The organism is Candidatus Zixiibacteriota bacterium, from assembly GCA_026397505.1.
Classification (GTDB): domain Bacteria; phylum Zixibacteria; class MSB-5A5; order GN15; family PGXB01; genus JAPLUR01.
This window is the reverse complement of sequence record JAPLUR010000077.1, coordinates 1-15593: the sequence shown is the minus strand read 5'-3', so window position 1 is coordinate 15593 and position 15593 is coordinate 1. Positions and strand designations below refer to the sequence as shown.

Annotated in this window: 13 protein-coding genes; 11 read left to right on the top strand and 2 right to left on the bottom strand. The window is 50.9% G+C overall.

The window, feature by feature from the left end:
• Window positions 1-366: 366 nt before the first annotated feature.
• Window positions 367-2169, bottom strand: a complete 1803-nt coding sequence (gene lepA, locus NT002_08385) for a translation elongation factor 4 (GenBank protein ID MCX6829282.1) — start codon at window positions 2167-2169, stop codon at window positions 367-369.
• A 134-nt stretch (window positions 2170-2303) separates the two neighbouring features.
• Here lepA and NT002_08380 point away from each other — a divergent pair, with 134 nt between their 5' ends.
• The 3 genes from NT002_08380 (at window position 2304) to NT002_08370 (ending at window position 4686) form a co-directional block, all read left to right on the top strand.
• Window positions 2304-2915 (top strand): CDP-alcohol phosphatidyltransferase family protein, encoded by a 612-nt coding sequence (locus NT002_08380; GenBank protein MCX6829281.1) that lies wholly within the window; start codon window positions 2304-2306, stop codon window positions 2913-2915.
• Window positions 2916-2921: 6 nt separating this feature from the next.
• Window positions 2922-3857 carry a PfkB family carbohydrate kinase gene (locus tag NT002_08375; protein ID MCX6829280.1) on the top strand — a complete coding sequence of 312 codons (936 nt, stop codon included), beginning with the start codon at window positions 2922-2924 and terminating at the stop codon, window positions 3855-3857.
• A gap of 145 nt (window positions 3858-4002) precedes the next feature.
• Entirely contained in the window at window positions 4003-4686 is a 684-nt protein-coding gene (locus tag NT002_08370; GenBank protein MCX6829279.1) for a hypothetical protein, read from the top strand.
• A 94-nt stretch (window positions 4687-4780) separates the two neighbouring features.
• Here the strand turns inward: NT002_08370 and NT002_08365 are convergent, their stop codons facing one another.
• On the bottom strand, window positions 4781-5440 hold the full coding sequence (locus NT002_08365; GenBank protein ID MCX6829278.1) for a TetR/AcrR family transcriptional regulator: 660 nt from the start codon (window positions 5438-5440) through the stop codon (window positions 4781-4783).
• Between the two features lie 145 nt (window positions 5441-5585).
• Here NT002_08365 and NT002_08360 point away from each other — a divergent pair, with 145 nt between their 5' ends.
• The 8 genes from NT002_08360 (at window position 5586) to asnS (ending at window position 14966) form a co-directional block, all read left to right on the top strand.
• Window positions 5586-6764 carry an inositol-3-phosphate synthase gene (locus NT002_08360; GenBank protein MCX6829277.1) on the top strand — a complete coding sequence of 393 codons (1179 nt, stop codon included), beginning with the start codon at window positions 5586-5588 and terminating at the stop codon, window positions 6762-6764.
• Between the two features lie 67 nt (window positions 6765-6831).
• Window positions 6832-7455: a dTMP kinase gene (gene tmk, locus NT002_08355; protein ID MCX6829276.1), complete on the top strand. Its 624-nt coding sequence runs from the start codon at window positions 6832-6834 to the stop codon at window positions 7453-7455.
• The gene (locus NT002_08350) at window positions 7425-9035 is read left to right on the top strand and encodes a S41 family peptidase (GenBank protein ID MCX6829275.1); all 1611 of its coding nucleotides are present in this window, start codon (window positions 7425-7427) and stop codon (window positions 9033-9035) included. Before tmk ends, NT002_08350 begins: the two co-directional genes overlap by 31 nt.
• Window positions 9032-9784: a sulfite exporter TauE/SafE family protein gene (locus tag NT002_08345; GenBank protein ID MCX6829274.1), complete on the top strand. Its 753-nt coding sequence runs from the start codon at window positions 9032-9034 to the stop codon at window positions 9782-9784. Before NT002_08350 ends, NT002_08345 begins: the two co-directional genes overlap by 4 nt.
• Window position 9785: 1 nt before the next feature.
• The gene (locus tag NT002_08340) at window positions 9786-10070 is read left to right on the top strand and encodes a hypothetical protein (GenBank protein MCX6829273.1); all 285 of its coding nucleotides are present in this window, start codon (window positions 9786-9788) and stop codon (window positions 10068-10070) included.
• Window positions 10071-10775, top strand: a complete 705-nt coding sequence (locus tag NT002_08335) for an MtnX-like HAD-IB family phosphatase (protein MCX6829272.1) — start codon at window positions 10071-10073, stop codon at window positions 10773-10775.
• Window positions 10772-13270, top strand: coding sequence for a sugar phosphate nucleotidyltransferase (locus NT002_08330; protein MCX6829271.1), 2499 nt, complete (start codon window positions 10772-10774; stop codon window positions 13268-13270). Before NT002_08335 ends, NT002_08330 begins: the two co-directional genes overlap by 4 nt.
• A gap of 301 nt (window positions 13271-13571) precedes the next feature.
• Entirely contained in the window at window positions 13572-14966 is a 1395-nt protein-coding gene (asnS, locus tag NT002_08325) for an asparagine--tRNA ligase (protein ID MCX6829270.1), read from the top strand.
• Window positions 14967-15593: the final 627 nt, after the last annotated feature.

Here is a 15593-nt window from a genome sequence, read left to right as displayed (position 1 = left end):
ATGCTTTATTCAACTATTTCAATCATAAATGGCACAGAAACAATGAAATAATAAAAACCATCAAAAACATGATACAAAAAGCAGCCTAAATAAATGAAAAAAAGGATATACCAATTTCCACACTAATATTGACATTACCTTCCGCCCTACGCTTATTTTTAAGAGTGGTAGACAGAATTGTCGGGTTTCTCAATTCCTTTTATAGGAATTTCGGAACCCGACCTACCCAAAACTGAATTCACAGGCTGGGGCAGATGTGGACATCTGCCGCCCACAGAGACATGTGTCAGTTCACCGCTTGGCAAAGCCGCGATAAAGAACTGACACAACAATGAATGTGGACATCTGCCGCCCACGACGGGAGAATTATGTCTCTATTTTCAGGGCGGCGAGGAATGCCTCCTGAGGGATCTCCACGGTGCCGATCTGTTTCATACGCCGTTTCCCCTCTTTCTGCCGCTCCAATAATTTCCGTTTCCGGGTAATATCGCCGCCATAACATTTGGCGGTTACATTTTTGCGCAATGGTTTCACGGTCGCCCGGGCCAGGATTCTCCCCCCAATTGCCGCCTGAATCACCACCTCAAAAAGCTGGCGGGGAATCAAGGTGCGCAGTTTATCGGTCAGGTTGACACCGTACTTGTATGCCTTGTCGCGGTGGATAATGACCGAGAGGGCATCAACCGGCTCGGTATTTATCAAAATATCCAGTTTCACCAGATTGGATTTCATATAGAACGGTAGACCGTAATCGAGCGAGGCATACCCGCGCGAAATCGATTTGAGCTTATCGTAGAAATCGAATATTATCTCCGAAAGGGGGAAAGCATAACAGAGCATCGCCCGCGCCTGGGTCGGATATTCGGTGTTCTTGTATATGCCGCGACGGTCGGTGCAGAGACGCATGATTGTCCCGAGCGAATCGGGCGGCGTGATTATCTGGGCATCGACATACGGCTCCTCGACATACTCGATTTTCCCCGACTGCGGCATCTCGTTGGGCGAATCGACGGTCACGATGCTGTGGTCGGTCATATAGACCAGATATTCCACGTTGGGGACGGTGTTGATAATGGTCTGGTTGTACTCTCGTGAAAGCCGCTCGGTGACAATTTCCATATGGAGCATCCCCAGAAAACCGCAACGGAACCCGAACCCCAGCGCGGCGGAGGTTTCGGGCGTGGACGAAAGGGAAGCATCATTCAGTTTCAATTTTTCGAGCGCCGCGCGCAGTTCGGTGTAATCCTCGGCAATGGCCGGATACAGCCCGGAAAAGACCATCGGTTTAATGGCGACAAACCCCGGAAGGGGCGAATCGGTCGGCTCTTTCACTTTGGTGATCGTATCCCCCACCCGGGTATCGGAAACCTCTTTGATACCGGCATAAAGATACCCTACCTCGCCGGCCGAGAGCGAATCGAGCGGGATATTGACCAGCTTGCGGCAGCCGACCTCATCCACCTCGAACTGCTTACCGTGCGAGAAAAATTTGATAAAATCCCGCCTGGTCACGGAGCCATCGACAACTTTCAGATAAACCGAGGCGCCCCGGTATGAATCATAGACCGAATCAAAAACAAGCGCTTTAAAGGGTTTATCCGGGTTGCCGACCGGCGGCGGGATTCGCGCGACGATGGCCTCGAGAACCTTATCCACCCCCTGTCCGGTTTTGGCCGAGCAGTGCAGGATATCCTCTCTCTTGCAGCCGATCAAATCTATGATCTGTTTGGAGACCTCCTCGGGTTGGGCCGAGGGAAGGTCAATCTTGTTAAGCACCGGGATAATTTCGAGATTATTCTGCAGCGCCAGGAAAAGATTGGAGACAGTCTGCGCCTCGACCCCCTGCGCAGCATCAACCACCAGCAGCACTCCCTCGCAGGCCGAAAGCGACCGGCTGACCTCATAAGTAAAATCGACATGGCCGGGAGTATCAATAAGATTCAGTTGGTAGATTTTCCCATCAGGGTGATTATAGGAAAGGCGGATAGCATGGGCTTTGATGGTAATTCCCCGTTCGCGCTCCAAATCCATATCATCCAGCACCTGCGCTCGCATCTGGCGGTCCGAGATAGTTTCGGTTGCCTCCAGAAGCCGATCGGCCAGGGTCGATTTCCCGTGGTCAATATGGGCGATAATCGAAAAATTACGAATTTGGCGTTGTTCTATCATACTTTCCTCAAACCGGCTGGTGAAAATACGGCGGGATTACCTTTTTGTCAACCAATAGCTTAGGTGCTGTAAACCGTTAAAACTTGACTTTGTTCCGGACGGCAATATATTGAACAACAATTGCCAGAGATGCTATGCTGGAAGTAAACAAAATTAAGAGACAGTCTTACGAGAGATCAACTCTCTGGATGGGACGCCTCTGCCTGAAAGTGGGACTCACCCCCAATATCTTGACCAGTGTCTCTCTCATTTGCGCGGTTATTTCCGGCATTTATTTCTGGAAAGGGCAGATATGGGTGGGGGTTATTTGGATGCTTCTGACCTCCCTGACCGATATGCTTGATGGCGCCACCGCCCGGGCCGGTAATTTGGGCACCGTGTTCGGCGGCATTCTCGACCATGTCTTCGACCGCTACGGCGAGTTCTTTATATTGGCCGGGATTACCATGTCGCATCTGGTGCACCCCGGATGGGGCCTCTTTGCTCTGTTCGGGATGATTATCGCCAGCTACACCCGCGCGGCGGCCGAATCGATCGGGAAAATCGAAAACTGCGCGGTCGGCATAATGGGGCGGCTGGAGAAATTCACGCTGATTATTGTCGGATCCATTCTCGAGCGGTATTATCCCAGCGCCCGCATGCTGGAATTGGCGTTGATTATAGTCGGCCTGACATCATATATCACCTCGGTGCAGCGAATGTTCTACGCCCATAAACTCCTAAAGCAGAAAAAGGCCGGAGAATAGCCGAAAATGATAACGGCTATCGGCAATCCGGTCTATGATTATATCAAGACCCGGAAAATCGAAACCGAGGGGCGGGTTTTATCCGGGTGCAGCACCAACGCCGCCCTGGCGCTTTCCAGGCTGGGAGAGAAAGTCCGCCTGGTGGGAGCGGTTGGCGAGGATTTCAAGGCGCAATTCAATAAAAAACTGGCCGGCTTTGGGATCGAATCGGTGATAGTCCCCTCTGATGAAACCGGCGGCTTCTCGCTGATTTATTATGATGATTTCGGCAACCGGACACTGGACCTTCTGGGGCGGGCGGCAACTATAGGCCATCTGGATCCGGAGATTTACCGGGATTCCAAAGCAGTTTTGATCGGCCCGATTCTGGGGGAGGTAACGCTGGGGGAAATCTCGTCTATTCGTAAGAACTTTGACGGTCTCTTTTTTTGCGACCCGCAGGGTCTGCTGCGAAATGCCGACAGCAACGGAAGAATTCATCACAGCAAGGTTGAAGGTATCGAGCAAGCCTTAGCGTTATTTGATATTGTCAAGCCGAATGAACTTGAGGGAAAAGTTCTGACCGGGATAGATTGCCGCAAAGACCCGTATCAGGCGGCGCAGATAATCAAGAGCTGGGGGCCGAAAATTGTCATTGTCACGCTGGCGGAGCTCGGCTCGATTATCTATGACGGCCGCACTTTTATCGATATTCCGCCGTACAAAATCGATTTGGTCGATGCCACCGGCGCCGGCGATACCTATATGGCCGGATTTACTTTTGAGTATCTGAAAACCGGCGATCTGCGCAAAGCGGGTTGCTTTGCCTCATGCGTTTCCTCGATAATGATCGAGCAGGTCGGCCCGGATTTCGTGATGACTGAAAGCGAAGTCCGCCGCCAGCAGGAGATGCTTCTGGCGCAGACCGATTTCAAAATCCCCCTCAATCAGGCTGTTTCTTAACAAACAATGGTTTCCATGGCCTTAAGTGGCCGGAATTTCTTAAGCCGCTGAGAAATATCTTCGCCAACGCTACAGAACCCGAGCTTTTCTTCCGATATAATTCAGTACAGAATCTTAAACAATCCGTCGGAAAGGGGGGGGGCAGATGCCAAAGATTATTCAGCCGAAAGCAATTAAGGGTAGCCAACACTGGCTTCAAGAGCTGGTCAACCATCGTCCTGATCTTCTTGCTGACGCTCTGCGGCCTAAGCTAGGATTAAGCAGAGATGATATTATTACCTGGCTGTCTCCGCTGAAAGCAAGTAACCATGCCGAGCACCAGGATGAAGATTTTTTGGAGCAACTATCCATTCATCTCGAAAATCGTCCGCTTCGTTCATTCTGGCCATCAGGCGGGGCCGTTTGGGACGGCCTGGGCAAAACCAGCCGTGGCGATGTCATTTTGATAGAAGCTAAAGCGCACATCAAAGAACTCACCTCTCAAGCTCGCGCAAAGAGTCCCTCATCCATCAAGTTGATTCAACAGAGTCTGGATGAGACCAAGCGGTTTTTTGGCGCGGATCCCTCTGCCGACTGGTCACAGCGTTACTACCAATATGCCAACCGTCTGGCACACTTTTATTTATTGCGGCATCTGAATGGGATTCCGGCATGGCTTATTTTCTTATACTTCATTAACGATAACGAAATGGCCGGACCCAAGTCAGTCGAAGCATGGCGATCTGCCATTGAGGGCGTTCATGCGCATCTGGATATCAAACCAGACAAGCTGGGTCCCTACGTCGTTGATGTTTTTTTTGATGTCGCAGAGTTTAGTCAGATAAAATAGTTTCATAGGTCGAATCTCCTGCGTCTGTCCCGACCCCATGATCGGGAGATTCGACATCTTTCTCTTGGATGACAATATGGAGCATTTATAGGCCCTAACCTGCAATTCCATCAAAGAGAAGCACTGTGATTTTCGCTGCAATATCCCTAAAATCAACTTTGGTCTTGGGCGTTTGCAGGATGGCCGCATAAGTCTGCTCCAGATTTCTCAACGCGGCATGAATCAAAAAGGAAATGGTCTCTGTCTCCATATCTCCGCGGATTTCCCCGGTGGCCCTGCCCCGCTCGATTATTGTCGAAATATATTCCCGCTGCGACTGCGTCACTCTCTCCAGAAACGCGCCCGCCACCGCTAATGGATTTTCGTACTGCATTTTCATAAGGAACCGGTAATCGATCCGCTCCCTTTCCCAATATTCAAGACAGGCCAGAAGATACTGGCTGACTCTATCGCGCGCCCGCACCGCATGCTCGCGGGCAAAATAACTCTCCCAGTATTGCCGGTAATTATCCAGAAAGATTTCGGCCACAAATTCCAGCAGGTGTTCTTTGTTGCCAAAATATTGGAAAAGCGACCCCTTGGAGACCCCGGCCGCCGCGGCAACTAAGTCCAGTGAAACCCTGTCAAAAACATCCGAAGAAAACTCTTTCAGCGCCGCCCGATAAATCGCCTCTTTCTTGGAAGGCTCCAATTTCCGGAATGTGGCTGTAACCGCCTCTTTCTTTTCCATTTCAACAATTAGATTTTCATTCATATATCACCATTATATTATTTATGACTTAATAGTCATATATTATATAGCGATGTTATATCAGAAGTCAACTTTTTTCTTGACCTTGGCGGCGATTCTTGTATACTTGGGCGGTTTATTTAACTTTTGATGAAAGGGATTTCCAATTATGGGGAAAGTTAGAATAGCTATTATCGGGGTGGGCAATTGCGCCTCCTCGTTCGTGCAGGGAGTGGAATTCTACAAGAAGGCGCGTGAAGATGAATCTGTCCCCGGTATCATGCATGTCAATCTGGGCGGTTATCATATCAGCGACATTGAGTTTTCCGCCGCTATCGATATCGATAAGAACAAAGTCGGTAAAGACCTCGCCGAGGCGATTTATACCAAACCGAATAATACTTACAAATTTTGCAATGTCCCGAAAACGGGTATCATTGTCCAGCGCGGCATGACCCATGACGGTCTTGGCAAATACCTCTCGGAGATTATCGAGAAAGCCCCCGGCGATACGGTCGATATCGTCAAGCTTCTCAAGGACACCAAAACCGATGTCGTGGTTAATTACCTTCCGGTCGGCTCCGAGGAAGCCACCAAATGGTATGTGGAGCAGATTCTGGAGGCCGGCTGCGGCTTTGTCAACTGCATTCCGGTTTTCATTGCCCGCGAGCAGTACTGGCAGAATCGTTTTATCGAGAAAGGCCTGCCGGTTATCGGCGATGATGTCAAATCGCAAGTCGGCGCCACAATCGTTCACCGGGTTCTGACCCGCCTATTCCGCGATCGCGGTGTTCGCCTCGATCGCACCAGCCAGCTCAATGTCGGCGGCAATACCGATTTTCTCAATATGCTGGAACGGTCACGGCTGGAATCTAAAAAGATTTCCAAAACCAACGCTGTCACCAGCCAGCTCGATTACAATATCGGCAAAGAGAATATCCATATCGGTCCCTCCGATTATGTCGCCTGGCTTCTCGACCGCAAGTGGGCCTATATCCGGATGGAGGGTACTACATTCGGCAATGTGCCGCTCAATCTGGAATTGAAACTTGAGGTCTGGGACTCGCCCAATTCTGCCGGCGTGGTTATCGATGCTGTCCGCTGCTGCAAGCTGGCACTGGATAACGGCCTCTCCGGTGCTATTAAGGCCCCCTCAGCCTATTTCAAGAAATCGCCGCCGGTGCAGTACACCGATGAGGAAGCCCGCCATATGACCGAGGAATTCATCCTCAAATACGGCTGGAAAGGGGATACCAAAAGGGCAAAACGGAAACCGGCCACAAAACCCGCCGAGCCTAAGGCGGCGGCCAAAAGGAAAGTCACGCGACGGACGCTCCTAAAAAAGTAGTTTTCAAAGAGGTATCAACAAACTACATTGAAGGCGAATATTAATTGTTCGCCTTCTTATTTTGAGTATGAAAAAACGAGGATTGCTGATAACATTCGAGGGGATCGACGGCTCCGGGAAAACCACCCAGCTTAAAATGACCGCCGGTTTCCTTCGTAAACAGGGATACCGGTTCCTCATCCTTCGCGAGCCGGGCTCCACGCCGGTCGCCGAGCAGATCCGAAAAATCCTGTTGGGCAGGGAAAACAAAATTGGCCCCGCCTCGGAGCTTCTGCTCTATCTGGCGGCGCGAGCCGATTTGGTGCAGAAAGTAATCGCGCCGGCACTGGCGAGGGGTGTCATTGTCCTTTGCGACCGTTTCTATGATTCCACCATGGCTTATCAGGGGCATGGCCGCGGTCTGGATACTTCTCTTATCGAACGACTGAACGGTCTTGTCATAGGCAAAGTCCGACCCAATATGACTTTTCTGGTCGATGTCGATTACCAGACTTCACTGAAGCGCCGGAAAAGAGAAAGCGATCGCCTTGAATCGGAATCAAGAGCGTTTTTCGACCGGGTTCGCTGCGGATTCCTCGCGATCGCCCAGAAAGAGAAAAAAAGAATAGTAGTTCTCGATGGAAAAAAGCCGGCTGAGGATATTTTCGCCGAGGTGGAAATTTGTCTCCGGAAGAAGCTGAATATAAGATAGAAGCGATTTCTGAAGAAGTCAGAGCCGGATCGATCAGATGGGCGCTGACTCTTTTTTTTATTATCACGGCTCTTTTGTGCGGGCTGGTTTGGTACCTTCTCTCCGGCGAGGAGCTCTATGCCTCCTATCGCGTGGAAGACACCCTTAATCTCATTAAGAGATTTTATCCCGAGGCTTACCATCCGGGTAAAATGATGTCGCTGGCCCGCAATTCGGTGATATCGGAGCTTGACCGTTATTCCGGTTATTTGGAACCGGAGGAACTGAATCGGGTGCAGGAAGAGTTCACCGGCAGTTACGGCGGTATCGGCATAATGGTGGTCGGCCACAGCCATGGCCTGATGATAATGTCGGTGCGAGAGGACGGCCCCGCCGGAAAGGCCGGCATTAGGACCGGCGATGTTATAATTCGGGCCGATAGCACCAGTATGAAAGGGATTAATTCCTATCAGGCCACTTATCTTCTTCGGGGACCCGAGGGAAGCAAAGTAGAGGTGGTTGTGGCGCGCAATAATCTGACCGACACACTCACTTTCCATCTGGTTCGTGAGAGATTACGATTGGTACATGTGGCCTATGCCGGAATCACTCAAAACAAAAGCCTTTATATTCGGCTGCTCGATTTCGAGTCCGGCACCAGTGAGGATGTTCGCGCCGCGCTCGACTCTCTATATATTAAAAATACCGATACAGTGCACGGCCTGATTCTGGATCTCCGCGGCAACCCCGGAGGATTACTGGGCGAGGCCTATCAGGTGGCCAATCTCTTTCTGGAAAAGGACCGCCTTATTGTCGGCCTGAAGGGGCGTTCCCGCTGGCATCATGCTGCCTATTCTTCAACTGATAAGGATATCACCGACGGCCTGCCGATAGCGATTATAATAGACCGCGGGTCGGCCTCAGCCTCGGAAATTCTGGCCGGAGCCCTGAAATATGCCGGGCGCGCTGTCCTGATCGGCGATACCACCTTCGGAAAAGGATTGGTGCAGGAGTTTGATTATTTTGGCGATGGCTCCGGGCTGCGTCTCACTACCGCCCGATATTATTTTGAAGGGGAAATCTTCCTCAACGACCCCCAAGCCGAAATCAAAGACAGCGCCGCTGGAATCCCGCCGGATTATTATATCAAGTGGATTGAAGATGAGCCGTTCCCCCTGCGACTGGAGAACTCCATTCTCCTGCGCGATTATGCCTTTGCCAACCGCGATCGGATTGTCCCCGATACCGGCGCAGTTGTCGTTTCGACGGCTTACTATGATGATTTTGTCGCTTTTTCCCGGAAAAATGGTTTTCGCTTTGAATCCAACCTGACCAGGGTTATTAATTCCGCCGAGGAAAATGCCTTTCTTGAAGGGTGCAGCAGGGAAACAATCGCTTCGATCGAGAGTATTCTGCAGATTGCCCGTGAGGATGACAGCGCCCAATTTGAACGTTATCGGGAATATGTCACAAGGCGGTTGTATCAGATAGCCCTGGAAGCGAAATATGGTACCGGGGCCGCTTATCGCGAGGCAATTCTTCCCTATCGTCCGGATATTCATTTGGCCGAATCGCTTTTTGCCCGGGCAATCGCAAGATGACCGAACTGCTGCTTATTTCGGGCGCTTTTTTTGCCGGTCTGGTCGGCGGGTTCTTGGGGCTGGGCGGCGGCGTAATTCTGGTCCCCTTTCTCTCGCTGGTTATTTCGCTGCCGATGCACCAGGCAGTGGCCCTTTCGCTGGCCACCATCATGGCTAATTCGCTGGTCTCCTCAACCGAATATCTTCGGAAAGATATGGTTGATCTGCGGTTAGTGATCCTTCTTTCAATATTCGCCTCAGTCGGGGCCGTGGCCGGAAGCATTCTCGGGAAATATGTTCCGGGAAATTACCTTCAAGTTGCCTTTTCTCTGATGCTGGCTTATACCACTTATTCCATCCTGAAAAAGAAGGATAGCGCCGTCCTCGAGAGAAAATCGGGTCATGAACCGAATATCTGGGCGGTCGGCCTGATTGCTCTTCTGGCCGGCATTCTATCAAGCATTCTGGGTATCGGCGGCGGGGTTCTTATCATTCCGGCCGCATATCTGATTTTCAACTACCCGATGAACATTGCCCGGGGCAGCTCCGCTTTCACTATCGGCATCATTGCCACAACCGGCTCGGTCGTCTATTTCGTGCAGGGGATCCTGAACGTCGAATCTGCCGGGCAGATTATGCTGGGAACAATCGCCGGCGGATGGCTGGGAAGCTGGCTGGGGACAAGAGCCAAATCAAATGTCATCAAGGCGGTTTTCTCGCTCCTTCTGATATATCTGGCGATAAAAATGTTCCTGCAGGGGATTGCGTAAGATGACCCGCCAAGAGAATATATCCGGGCTCTTGAAGCTGCAGAGAGCGTTGGTTATTCTGATAATATTCGTCTTTGCCGCCGCCATTGCAGCCGATATCTTTGACCGGGATGCCGGCACCGTCTTTTATAATATCAGTATCATGACCCTGATTTTATCCGCCCCGGCCCGGCTTATCTGGATGAGCGAATATTTCAGAAAAGGGCATAGTCGCCTTTATCAAATACTTTCGTATATTGTTATTGCGATTATTATCCTGACCATACTGTGGAAAATATTGCCTTAAATGGAAAATTCGAGATTGATAATATTTTCGGATTTCGACGGCACATTCACCGCCAAAGATGTCGGTAACCGGATCTTCACCCATTTTTCCGGTGGAGCAAACCGCCGGTTGGTGGAAGATTGGAAGAAAGGGCGGATTACCTCCCGGGAATGCCTTCAGAGAGAGGCCGCAATTACCAGAGTCTCCCCGGAAGAGTTATTCCCTTTCCTGGATAGTTTCGAACTGGCCTCCGGGGCCATAGAATTCTATCGACTGATAAGAGGACAAAATATCCCCTTTTCTATTCTCTCCGACGGTCTGGATCTTTATATCAAATTTATCCTGAAGAAATACGACCTCGAAGGTATCCCTTTTTACGCCAACCGGGGGATTCTTCGGGATGGTGGCCTGGTTATCGAATTTCCTTTTGAGAATGACGGCTGTCCCCGGTGCGGAAGCTGCAAAGGAACCAGAATCGCCGAGATAGTCGGCCGGGAACCGGACAAATATGAAGTGGTCTTTATCGGCGACGGTCTTTCTGATATTTGTGCTGTCCCACGAGCCGATATAATCTTTGCCCGTGGAGATCTCCTTGATTTTTGCCGATTAAATGGTTTAACAGCTGTTGAATATGGAAACTTTTTCGATATATTGGACTGGTTAAAGAGCACCGGTCGTGTCACCGGAACATCACAGAGCATAAATAACACTGGAGATAAACTATGAAGGCAATAATCATGGCCGGGGGGTTTGGAACCAGGCTTCGTCCGTTGACTATAAACATCCCCAAGCCGATGGTTCCAATTGGGAATATCCCCATGATGGAACATGTCGTCAACCTCCTCAAAAGGAATGGATTTGATGACTTGATCTCCCTTCTCTTTTTCCAGGCCGATGAAATCAAAAATTACTTCAAGGATGGGCGCAAGTTCGGGGTGAAGATGGAGTATCTTCAGCCTACCGATGATTACGGCACCGCCGGGGCGGTCCGCTTTGCCGATAGCTTTATCGATGAGACGGTGCTGGTGATCTCGGGTGATCTTTTGACCGATTTCAATCTTGGCGCCGCCGTGGAATGGCATCACAAAAGGAAATCCGAGGCAACTATCCTGCTCACCCGGGCCGAAAATCCGCTCGCTTATGGAATTGTTATTGTTGATGATGACGGCCGCATTGTTCGTTTCCTGGAAAAACCCTCCTGGGGCGAAATGTTCTCGGATACTATCAACACCGGCATTTATATTCTCGAGCCGCACACGGTTCGACTGATTCCCCCCAAGACCAATTTTGATTTTTCTCAGAACCTCTTTCCCCTGATGCTCTCCAAGAAAATGGGATTATACGGGATGATTACCGAGGGGTACTGGAAAGATGTCGGTAACATCGATGAATATGCCCGCGCCCATGACGACCTTCTGGCCGGAAAAGTCAATCTCGACCTGGGAATGGAAAGAATCAAGGTTGGCGAGGGAACCGTCTACCATGGAAAGAATGTGCATCTGGGCCAAGGATTGAAAGTGAACGGCACGGCCATTATCGGGAGCAACGCCGCCATTGCCGATGATGTGGAACTGAGCGATTCGGTTATCGGCCCTCGCACTAAGGTCGGTGAAAAAAGTGAAATCAATAATTCGATTCTCTGGTCTGATGTCTGGCTTGGCGGGGCATCGAAAGTCGAGCGGGCGATTGTCTGTTCCCGTTCGCGGATCGGCGAGAATGTCGTGCTTCTCGATAATGTTATTGTTTCCGACGATTGTATTATCGGCCCCGGGGCAACGATCAAGGCCAACTGCAAAGTCTGGCCCGGAAAATCGGTCGATGAAGGGGCAATCCTTTCGACTTCGCTGGTGTGGGGCGAAAAATGGAACCGCGAGCTTTTCACCCAGTCCAAGGTCACCGGTCTGGCCCTGACTGAACTGACCCCGGAGATGACGGTCAAACTGGGAGCCGCCTTTGGCGCCTTTCTCGGCTCCGGAAAAACCGTGGTCACCAGTCGCGATGCCTCCGATGTCTCGCGCCTACTGAAACGCGGGCTTATCAGCGGATTCCTGGCCGCCGGAGTGGATGTCGATGACCTGGAGATGATGCCTATTCCGGTGGTTCGTTACGCCCTTCGCACCGGATCCTATGGAGCGGGCGTATATGTCCGCCACAATCCTGATGATTACCATCTGATAGATATTATCTTTTTCAACGGCGACAGCCTCGATATGCCGACCGCCAAGCTGAAGAAAGTGGAACGGCTTTATTCCGGTGAGGATTTCCGCCGTGCCAGCCTTGATGAAATCGGCCATCTCGATAATCCACAGGGCGTTCTCGAAAATTACCGCACCGACTTCATCGCGGCTATCAATCCCGATATTATCCATAAGGCCGGATTTAAGGTTGTCATCGATTACGGCAACGGCGGCGCCAGCCTGGTTTTCCCGACTATCTTTTCTCAGTTGGGAATAAATATCATCGCTCTCAATGCCTATCTCGATCCCCGCTTGTTCTCGCGTCATCCTGATGAGATGGCCGAATCGATCGTTCAGCTCTCCTCGATTGTCCGCTCGCTTCACGCTGATGTCGGCTTCCATATCAATCCGGCCGCCGAGAAAATCACGGTGGTTGACGAAAATGGAAATTTGGTCGATAGCCAATTGCTCCTGCTATTGGTGACCGATCTTTTCCTCCGCTCACATCCCTCGCGAAGAATCGCGGTGCCGGTTTCGGCCTCGATGGGGGTGGAGGAAATCGCCGCCAATTATGGCGTGGAGGTTCTCCGGGTACGGAATACCCATCTGGCGATGATGGAAGCATATCAGGCAGGCGGGGTCGATTTTGTCGGCGGAACGCTGGGCGGATTCATTTTCCCCGGATTCCAGATGGGCTCTGATGCTATTCTGGCGATTGCCTCGATTATCGAGATGATGGCCAAAGAAAAAACTCGTTTGGGCGAGATGCGCGGCGATTTCGAGAAATATATCCGGCGCGAGATAAAAGTTCCCTGCCCCTGGGCCAAGAAGGGTCAGGTTATGCGACGGCTTATCACCAACACCGACAACAAGAGCCGCCAGTTGATCGATGGTATCAGGATTTTCGAGCCGGGCGGCTGGGTGCTGGTCACGCCCGATAATATTACCGCCGCTTTTTCGATTCAGGCCGAATCGGAATCGAAAGAATCACTCGATGATTTGATCGACCGTTATAAAACGTTGGTCGAGGAAGCCCAGGATTAGAAATCTCCCATAATGCAAAACGCCCCGTTGTGAAACGGGGCGCCGTGCAGGTAATAGGTTGGGAAGCCTTTGTATCGTCAACTTTATCGGCGTCTTTTCATATCTCTAATTGTTTATACTTTGGTTTCCAGAAAATGTTTCCAAAATATCAAAAAATTTATATGTGTAGCCATTTTGTCTCTTTTTGGGCGTCCGGGAGCCCGAATTTGACTTGATTTAAGAGCAGTGAAGCTGTAATATTAGCCGAAAGCCGACAGGCTACGGTTGTCTGCGGCTGATTTCTCATGGTCGGAGGTTTTTGATGGATTATTTTAAACGAACCAGAGTTTCGAAAATCCTTCTTGAGGATAAAGTCAGTCTCAATCAGGAAATTATCATCCTGGGATGGGTAAGAACTATCCGGGTTTCCAAGGAGGTCGTTTTTATTGAGATAAACGACGGCTCCTGTGTCGGGAACCTTCAGGCGGTAGTCCAGAGCCAGGAAAATTTCCCGGTCATCAAAAAGATTCTTACCGGCGCGGCGGTAAGAGTCGCGGGGAGACTTATCGAATCTCCGGCGCAGGGGCAGAAATATGAGCTGGCGGTTTCGGAGTTGGACCTGATCGGCGAGGCGGACCAGACTTTCCCGCTTCAGAAAAAACGGCATACTTTTGAGTATCTGCGCGAAATCGCCCACCTTCGCCCGCGCACCAACACTTTCGGGGCGGTAAACCGGATTCGCTCCAAGATTTCGTATGCCATTCATAAATATTACCAGGAACGGGGATTTTACTATATCCATACGCCGATAATCAGCGCCTCGGATGCCGAGGGGGCGGGCGATATGTTCCGGGTCACTACTCTGCAGTTGAACAAGGCGCCGGTCAAGGATGGGAAGATCGATTTCAACGAGGATTTTTTCGGGACCGAGGCTTTTCTGGCGGTCTCCGGGCAACTGGAGGCGGAAATCGCGGCGATGGCGCTGGGGGATGTTTACACTTTCGGGCCGACTTTCCGCGCCGAAAACTCCAACACCTCGCGCCATGCCTCGGAGTTCTGGATGATCGAACCGGAGATGGCGTTTTGCGAGCTTGAGGATGACATGGAAGTGGCGGTCGATTTTCTCAAGTACCTGTTCCGGTATGCGCTGGAGCAGTGTGCCGATGAGATGGCCTTTTTTGGCCAGTGGATCGATAAGACCATTCCCGAGACGCTGGAGCATGTGATTAAATCCGAGTTCGAGCGCCTGCCCTATACCGAGGCGATCAAGATTCTGGAAAAGTCGGGCGAGAAGTTTGAGTTCCCGGTGAAATGGGGGATCGACCTTCAATCGGAGCATGAGCGGTACCTGACCGAGAAGACTTTTAAGAAGCCGGTCATTGTCTATGATTATCCCAAAGATATCAAGGCGTTCTACATGCGGGTCAATGATGATGACAGGACGGTGCGGGCGATGGATGTTCTGGTGCCGAAAATCGGCGAGATAATCGGCGGCTCGCAACGTGAGGAGCGGTATGACGTGCTTAAAGCGAATATGGAAGCGAAACATATCAATCCGGAGCCGTATTCCTGGTATTTTGACCTGCGCAAGTACGGCACGGCGCCGCATGCGGGGTTCGGGCTGGGGTTTGAGCGAACGCTGATGTATATCACCGGCATTGCGAATATCCGGGACATTTTGCCATTCCCGCGGGTGCCGCGCTGGGCGAAGTTCTAAGGCTTTCACGCAAGCGCCCCCTTTTGTCATTCCGGGCTTTGACCCGGAATCCAGTTTCTGTTCCGTCAGGTCCTGAGTTCCCCCGTGGAAAACGGGGGAATGGTGACCTGACGGCTTTCCCCATACTCGCGGAAAGCGTCAGGTCTCGCTTCCGCTGACGCGGAAACTAGGACCCGACGCAACGAAGAATTTTGCCGTTCCCGCGTGTGCCGCGCTGGGCGAAGTTCTAAAGTATTCAGGCTAACACATTATACTATTAGCGCTTAGCCGCGTAGTCTGGTATGGCGGAACCCCAGACGAACTCTTGCGATTCCGCCAAATTTCCTTGACAGAATGATAAATGTTGGATATTCTTATTTGTCTTTGGCTTATTAAAGTGAAGCGAATATTAGACTAATTAAACAACTGGCGTGTTTGGGACGGATGCGTAATGCAGGCCCCTATAGAACAAAACCCACGGCAAATCCGGGGTAACTGCTATATATTGGGGAGTGTTGAAAAACCCTACTTTTATAGATTAGGGATGGCCGCTGACCTTATTCGGTTGATGGCATGGGAATTCTTTCGGAATGGTCTTATATAGTCCCAGAAGGCGGCCAAGACGTGCATTATGATTCTGTAATTGGG

Bases quoted from the DNA above. Each gene is read 5' to 3' on its own strand.
- NT002_08370 (MCX6829279.1), top strand. From the start codon at position 4,003: ATGCCAAAGATTATTCAGCCGAAAGCAATTAAGGGTAGCCAACACTGG.
- NT002_08335 (MCX6829272.1), top strand. From the start codon at position 10,071: ATGGAAAATTCGAGATTGATAATATTTTCGGATTTCGACGGCACATTC.
- tmk (MCX6829276.1), top strand. From the start codon at position 6,832: ATGAAAAAACGAGGATTGCTGATAACATTCGAGGGGATCGACGGCTCC.
- NT002_08380 (MCX6829281.1), top strand. From the start codon at position 2,304: ATGCTGGAAGTAAACAAAATTAAGAGACAGTCTTACGAGAGATCAACT.
- NT002_08330 (MCX6829271.1), top strand. From the start codon at position 10,772: ATGAAGGCAATAATCATGGCCGGGGGGTTTGGAACCAGGCTTCGTCCG.
- NT002_08365 (MCX6829278.1), bottom strand. From the start codon at position 5,440: ATGAATGAAAATCTAATTGTTGAAATGGAAAAGAAAGAGGCGGTTACA.
- NT002_08340 (MCX6829273.1), top strand. From the start codon at position 9,786: ATGACCCGCCAAGAGAATATATCCGGGCTCTTGAAGCTGCAGAGAGCG.
- NT002_08345 (MCX6829274.1), top strand. From the start codon at position 9,032: ATGACCGAACTGCTGCTTATTTCGGGCGCTTTTTTTGCCGGTCTGGTC.
- NT002_08360 (MCX6829277.1), top strand. From the start codon at position 5,586: ATGGGGAAAGTTAGAATAGCTATTATCGGGGTGGGCAATTGCGCCTCC.
- lepA (MCX6829282.1), bottom strand. From the start codon at position 2,169: ATGATAGAACAACGCCAAATTCGTAATTTTTCGATTATCGCCCATATT.
- asnS (MCX6829270.1), top strand. From the start codon at position 13,572: ATGGATTATTTTAAACGAACCAGAGTTTCGAAAATCCTTCTTGAGGAT.
- NT002_08375 (MCX6829280.1), top strand. From the start codon at position 2,922: ATGATAACGGCTATCGGCAATCCGGTCTATGATTATATCAAGACCCGG.